The following is a 6,770-nucleotide window of genomic DNA, read 5'->3' on the forward strand; positions in this document are numbered from 1 at the left end:
GAGCACCGTCATGCGCCGGCCGCTCGCGGGGTCCTCGATCCAGCCCGCCAGGCGGGCCGAACGCTTTGCGTTATTGGCCAGGACGAGGCTGTGGTCGAAGCCCCCAGAGGAGGCCAGGAGCGGGTCGTCCAGCCTCAGGACGTCGCCGACGCGCCGAGGAGTGCGGAAGTCCAGCACCGTGCCGCCCACAGGAAGCAGCGCGCCCGTCGGGGCCTTGCGCGCGTCCACCTCGGCGTATCGCTCCGCGGGAATCCAGACGCGATGGTCGGCTATGGTAGCCGCCCCGGCGCCGGCTAGGTTGAAGAAGGCGTGGTTGGTGATGTTGATGACGGTGGGCGCGTCGGCGCGCGCCTCGTATTCCAGCTGGAGTGTGTTGGACCGACGCATCAGGCGATAGGTGACCGTCAAGGTCAGGCCCCCTGGAAACCCCTGGTCTCCAGCCGGACTGTAAAGCGTGTAGCGCATGCCCACGGAGCGACGATCCGAAAGAGTCGTGCTCGACCAGAGCCGCTTGTCGTAGCCCTGCGAGCCGCCATGCAGCGTCATGTTGTTGCGCCCGGCCTCCAGGCGATAGACGACGCCGTCGAGGGTGAAGCGCGCGTCGGCGATGCGGCCGGCGTAGCGTCCCACCACCGCGCCGTAGCGGCGCTGGTTGGTCTCGTAAGCGGCGATGTCGGGGCGGCTCAGCACCACGTTGGCCAGGCGCCCGCTCCGGTCGGGAATTTCGATCGCCGTCAGGGTCGCGCCGAAGTCGATGGCCGCGACGCTCATGCCCAGATCGTTGCGCAACACGGTCCGGACGACGGGCACGCCGGCGCGAGTGTTGCCGAAAGACAGACGCTGGATGTGGGCGGCGTGGCTGGCGCCCGCCCACGCCAGCGCGATGATGAAGGTCAGACCCTTAGCCATCGATCCAGAGCACCGGCTGGCGAAGCGGATAGTTGCGGACGATCTCGGCTTCGGTCGGATCGGGCGGCAGCCGGCGCCAGAGCGCCAGGTAGTCGGCCCGCCCGAGCGCGAGCCCACCGAACAGCAGGCTAGGCTGACGCACGGGCCAGCCGTCCCAGGCCTCGACATCGGGCGGCTTCGGCCAGGCCCGCTTGTCGGCGATGAAGGGCGCCATATAGGCCAGAGCGTCGGCGATCGAGCCCCCCGTCGCGCCGCGATAGGTCCAGAGGTTCTCTTGCGGCGTCGACAGCAGGCGCGCGCAGGCGGCCAGAACGTCGAGATTGAACAGGCTGTAACCGTAGGGCTTGGTGCGGGCCAGCTCCAGCGGCTGGCTGCCGTCCACGGCGACTTGACCCGGAACCAGCCCCTTGACGCGCTCTCGCGCTGTCTGCAGCTCGCTCCCGCGTCCGGTCAGCAGGGCGAACTGGGCCGTCTGGAGCGCCCAGCAGGAGCCGTGATTGTTCTTCTGGTTCCGCTCGTCGACGCCGTTCGCCGATGTAGTCATCCAGGTGAGGTAAGCATCGAACCAGGCCCGCGTCGGACCGTAGACGACGACGCTCGGGCGGTGGCGCGCGAGGATCGACACAGCCCGCGCCACTTCCACCAGATGCAGGGTGTCGATGACGCCGATGCCTCGGCCCGTATTGACGCCGATGATCGCCTGGGCGTGCTCGAGCTGCGGGTTTATCCGAGTGGCTGGGGCGACAAACCAGGCCCGAAGATGTCGCTCGGCGTGTTCGGCGTAGCGCGGCTCTCTCGTGGCTCGGTAAGCCGTCGCCAGGGCCGGGATCTGCACGCCCAACCGGATCAACGCATCGCGATGGGCGGTGAACTTGTCGGGATTTGAAAAGCCGTCCCTGCGAACATAGGGCCCCTGGGGGGCGGCTGGATTGGGCCACCAGTAATCGGCCTCGGAATAGTAGTCGTGGCGGCCGCCCGGACTGCGGGCGGAGGGAAAGGCGGTGATGGTCACCGGCGGCTCTCGAAGATAGCGGTCGGCTGCGTTGATGATCCGCCTCCGATCGATGGCGACCACGTCGATCGCCGATGCTGGACGCCCCAGCGCCACGCCCCCAAACCCCGTCGAGGCCAGAGCGCTCGCTACGCAGAAGTCGCGTCTGTTCATCGCGGTCTTGTCTTTCGGCGGCGGCCGCGGCGACGCGGCGGGTAGAAGAGTCGTCCCGTGCCCCACCGCGGAAGCGGTAGGTCATCCGTGATCAGGAAGACGCCCAGGAAGGGAGCGAAACCCTGTCGGCTAACGGACCGCCGAAGACGGCGGGACAGTGTCGACCCCAGCCGGGATGAGGCTCGCCGGGGTCGAAAGACTTAGAAGCGCATGCGGACGCCGAAATAGATCTGCGGTCCGTTCTCGCTCACTTCGGTGATCGAATCCTCGCCCGGCTTGAACATGACATCCCGGGTGTTGGTGACGTTCAGGGCCTGCAGCTTCAGCTGAACCTGCTTGGTCAGGTCGTAGGACGCCGACAGGTTCAGGAAGCCGGAGCCGCGCACGCTGCGGTTCGAGCCGCTGTTGGGCTTGAAGTAGTTCGAGCGATAACGATACGAGGCGCGCAGCGAGAGCTTTTCGTTCTCCCAGTAGATCGAGCCGTTGCCGGTGTATTTCGACAGACCGATCAGGTTGGCGGGATCCACATAGGGCCCGACCGTCGAGGAATCCGCGAACTCGAAATCGGCCTCGGTGATCGCGAGGCTGCCCGACACGCCGAAGCCGCTCAGCAGGCCTGGAAGGTAGCTGAAAGCGTGATTGCCGCTGAACTCGATGCCATAGAGGTTGCGGGTCTCCGGGTCGTTGGCCGGCGCGATGGCGTTGAAGGTGACCGGCTGCCCGTTGGCGATGATCGTCGTCGGCAGCGGCTCGCGCGCGTCGAACGCCGCGCCCTTCAGCCACTTGTAGTAGGTGGCGATCGCGAACGAGGTGTCGCGATTGACGTAGAACTCCAGCGACGCGTCCAGATTCCAGCCGCGGATCGGCTTGAGGTTCGGGTTGCCGGTGGTGCTGTTGGCCAGCACCGCCTCGACGGTTGTGCCGTTCGCGTCGGCGACCGGCGTGATGCCCACGTTGAAGTCCTCGATCCCCGAACGCGACAACGCCTTATAGCCCGCCAGGCGCAACTTCACGATATCGCTGAGGTCGAAGGCTACGTTGACACTGGGCAGCAGGTACTCGTACCCGCCCTTGCCGGAGATTTCCTGGAGGGGCGTTCCCGGCGTACGCACCACGGTGGCGGCCGCGCCGCCCACCGAGGGGACGACGGTCACCTCGCCCCGGAAGCCCTTCGACAGCACCCGGGTGCGGACATAGCGCAGGCCGGCGTTGCCCGACAACGGCGTGGCGCCGAGCTGCGAGCGGAAGGTGGTCATCACATAGGCGGTGCTGATCCGCTCACGGATATTCGAGTCCTCCGGGCCGGGCGCATTCTCGGGCAGCGGGTTGCTGTCGCGGCCGGTGTAGGTGCGGAAGACGCAGTCGTTGTCGAACAGGGCCCAGGATTTCACATTCGTCTTGCCGCTCATGAAGTCGCCGGTCGAGAACGGCGCGCGGCAGTTGGCGTTGGCGGCCGCGACGAGTTGAGCCGGCGTGCGGCCGTCATAGGCGACCGGGATGTTGACATCGGCGTTGTTGTTGGCGTCCTGCGTGCGGCGATGATCCGATAGGCGGCCGCCGAACTTGACGGTCTGGAAGAAGCCGTCGCCCAGTTCGTAGGTCACGTCTGCCCGCACCGCTCCGATCTTGTCGAAACGGTCGGTGACCTGCCGATAGCGCGCGTAGTTGCTGTTGTTCGCCGGCGTGGCCAGCAGGAAGCTCGCCGGATCGTTGATGTCGAAGGTGGTGAAGGTGATCGACGGGACCTCGTCCTGCGTCGCGTCCAGCGTATAGGCGACCCGTGTCGCCGAGCGCATGTTCGTGGCCTTCTGCAGTTCGGTTCGGTGCGACTGGGAGTAGGACAGGTCGCCGGTGGCGGTCAGCCGATCGCCGCGCCAGGCGATCGCGCCGCCGCCGCCGATATACTTCTCGTTGCGCTGGCGGTTCTCGATCTGGACTTCCAGATTGGAATTGCCGCTGTAGCGCATCAGGGCGCCGGCGCTGTAGTCGCCGCCATCGCCGACCAGCAGGGGTTGAATGCCCCGCAGGCCCTCGGTGAGCGCCAGTTGGTTGCGCCGTTCGCCGCTCTTGCGGGTCGAGTATTGGCCATCAAGGCTGATGTCGAGATTGGGCGTCGGCTTCCACTGGAAGGCGCCGATCACCGCCTCGCGGACCTCATCGGTGATCTTGGCTTGGAAGGTGCGGGCGCTGGTGGCGAAGTAACGCGGGCCGATGGTCGCGCCAGCGGGCGCGGTGGTCGCGTTCGAGCAGTTGGTCGTCGCCGTCCCGGGCGCCGCCGCGTAGGTCGTGCACGGCACGAAGGCCGAGTTGGTGATGTAGTAATCCTCGGGCGTCGCCTGATCCAGGCGCTGGTAGCCCAGGCTCACGCCCATCTTGCCCAGCCGCGTGTCGAAGCTGTCCGTGTAGGAAATGTTGCCGCGATAGCCTAGACCGTTGCGGCCACGGATATCATCGTCCTTAGGCAGGTACGCCCCGCGCACCTCCATCTGCAGCCGGCGCTTGCCGTAGTCGATCGGCCGGATCGATTTCAGCTCAATCACGCCGGCGATGCCGCCGTCCAGAAAGTCGGCCTGCTGCGACTTGTAGACCAGCACGCCGTTGACCAGTTCGGACGGGAACTGCTGGAACGCCACCGACCGGTCGGGGCCCGCGGTCGAGACCTCGCGGCCGTTGAAGGTCGAGAAGCTCAGGGTCGGACCGAGACCCCGCACCGAAAGCTCGTTGGCGTTGCCCTTGAAGCGGTCGGCCGTAACCCCGGTGATGCGCTCGAGCGTGTCGGCCACCGAGTTGTCTGGCAAGGCGCCGATCTCGTCGTTGACGATGCCGTCGACGATGACGCTCGCCGCGCGCTTGGTCTCGATCGAGTTGCGCTGGGTGGCGCGGGCGGAGGTGACCACGATCTCCTCCACGGAGTCGGCGGTCTGAGGCGAGGCGGTTTGGGTCGCGGCGGCCTGGGCCAGGGCGTGGGCCGGCAGCACAACCGCGGCCGACAACAGCAGCATGCCGCGATAAAGGCGCGCGCGCGCGGGCATGGGCTTGGATTTCATTGGTTTCCCCTCTTTGCCTTATCGTTGTCGGCGGCGGCTCCGCCTCAGCGGTAGTCGATCCGCCAGGTGATCTTGAAAGGCGCCCCGGCGGCGGGCGCGCCGCGGCAGACGACCTTGCTGGCCATGGGGCCGGTCGCGGCGCGGTATTCCTTGTCCTCGCCCGCGGCGCCGGCCTCGCAGGCCTTCAGTCCCTCGACCGCGAAGCGCCGAACCGCGCCGTCGGCGAAGGTCGTCACCCCTCCGGCCTGCCGGGCGCCCGTGGAGAACGCGCCGAACTGAAGCTCAATGTCCTTCACAGAGACGTCCTTACCGGGCGTGTAGACGTCGGTGCGGGTGATCCGGCCGGGTTCGAGGACGTAGGTGGTGACCACCGAAACCCGACGGTCGGCGACGGGCGCGTTCTTGCCCATCAGGTCCAGCTCGTCCTGGCGCCAGGAGACCGTGGTCCGGGCGCCCTTGGCCTCGACCTTCACGTCCTTGGCGTAGGCCAGGGGCATGAGCAGCGAGCCGTCGCCCAGGGTCAGGCGCGGTGTCAGGAACGGCGCCATGCCATCGGGCGAGGCCTCCAGCATTCCCGGCGAGAACGGGATCGGGAAATACGGGTTGTGCATGTGCTGGCTGGGGCCGCCGTTGATCACCGGCAGGCTGACCATCCGCTCGCCGTCGCGGACGCTGACCAGCAGGCGATCATAGGGACCGCGCGCGAACCAGGTGACCTGGCGGCGCGGCAGGGCGGCGAGGCCCTTCGCCCAATCGGCCGCCGGGGCCTTGCCCGCATATCCCATCCGCGCCCAATGGGCGCTGGTGTAGGCGTACTGGTGCGCCAGCGACAGGTTCTCGCCCAGGATCCGAAACTTGCCGCGATAGTCGTCGGTGCGACGTCCGCCATCCCACAGGTTCACCGAGCCGGTGCGGGGATCCTGCCAGAACTCGACATAACGCTGCGCGGCTCGGGCTGAATACGCGTAGGCGAGGTCTTTCTCGGCCGGCGTCAGGAGGTCCAGCACCGCGGCGGCGGTCAGTACCTCGATGATCGCCGTCTCGCCGTAGGGGCCGATGCTGCGGCCGTACTCGAAGCCCCTGCCCTGCGCGTCCAGCCGCATCATCATGACGTCGGCGGACTTCCGCAGCCAAGCGAGGACCTGGGCGGGCGGCTTGCCGCCCGTCTCGGTGAAGCGCTGGGCGATCTCCCCGGCCAGCAGCACGCTGTAGCGGTCGAAGCGCCCCTCTCCATTGGTCTCGTCGGCGAAGCCGTACGGACCGGAATAGGCGTCGTAGTGCTCGGCGATCTTGGCGTAGAGCTTCTCGGCGGGCGCGCCGTCCTCCCAGCCCATCCGGGCGCGCAGCCGGGCGATGGCGAAGGCCACGCAGTAGTAGTTATTGGGGTGGTCGATCAGCTGGTAGGTATCGACATCGACGAACATCCGCCAATCCAGCCGCACGCGAAGCTTGGCCAGGGTCAGCGGATCGACGGCCTCCTTGAGGCGCCCCGCCTCGCGAAGCTTGTTCAGCGCCGAGAGGTAGTAGTAGGCGCCCCAGCTGTCGTTGGCGTCGTCGACGGTCAGCTTGGCTGATCCTCCCTCGTTTCAGTGGACACCCATGCTAGCTTTTCGGAGCTGGAGAGGAGTGTCTGATGAACGTGAAGCGTC

General features: G+C 67.1%; 4 protein-coding genes. All 4 read right to left on the minus strand.

From position 1 onward, the window contains the following. Window positions 1-909, minus strand: a 909-nt coding sequence (locus tag DI526_RS22710; protein ID WP_304283113.1) for an aldose epimerase family protein, incomplete at its 3' end; no start/stop codon positions are given. After that, the gene (locus DI526_RS22715; protein ID WP_304283118.1) at window positions 902-2,074 is read right to left on the minus strand and encodes an alginate lyase family protein; all 1,173 of its coding nucleotides are present in this window, start codon (window positions 2,072-2,074) and stop codon (window positions 902-904) included. The genes DI526_RS22710 and DI526_RS22715, both read right to left, overlap by 8 nt. A gap of 200 nt (window positions 2,075-2,274) precedes the next feature. Then, complete coding sequence (locus DI526_RS22720) at window positions 2,275-5,121, minus strand: TonB-dependent receptor (protein WP_304283120.1); 2,847 nt, start codon at window positions 5,119-5,121, stop codon at window positions 2,275-2,277. Between the two features lie 44 nt (window positions 5,122-5,165). Further along, window positions 5,166-6,545 (minus strand): hypothetical protein, encoded by a 1,380-nt coding sequence (locus DI526_RS22725; protein ID WP_304283123.1) that lies wholly within the window; start codon window positions 6,543-6,545, stop codon window positions 5,166-5,168. Window positions 6,546-6,770 lie beyond the last annotated feature (225 nt).

Source organism: Caulobacter segnis (assembly GCF_003243465.1).
Lineage (GTDB): Bacteria > Pseudomonadota > Alphaproteobacteria > Caulobacterales > Caulobacteraceae > Caulobacter > Caulobacter segnis_A.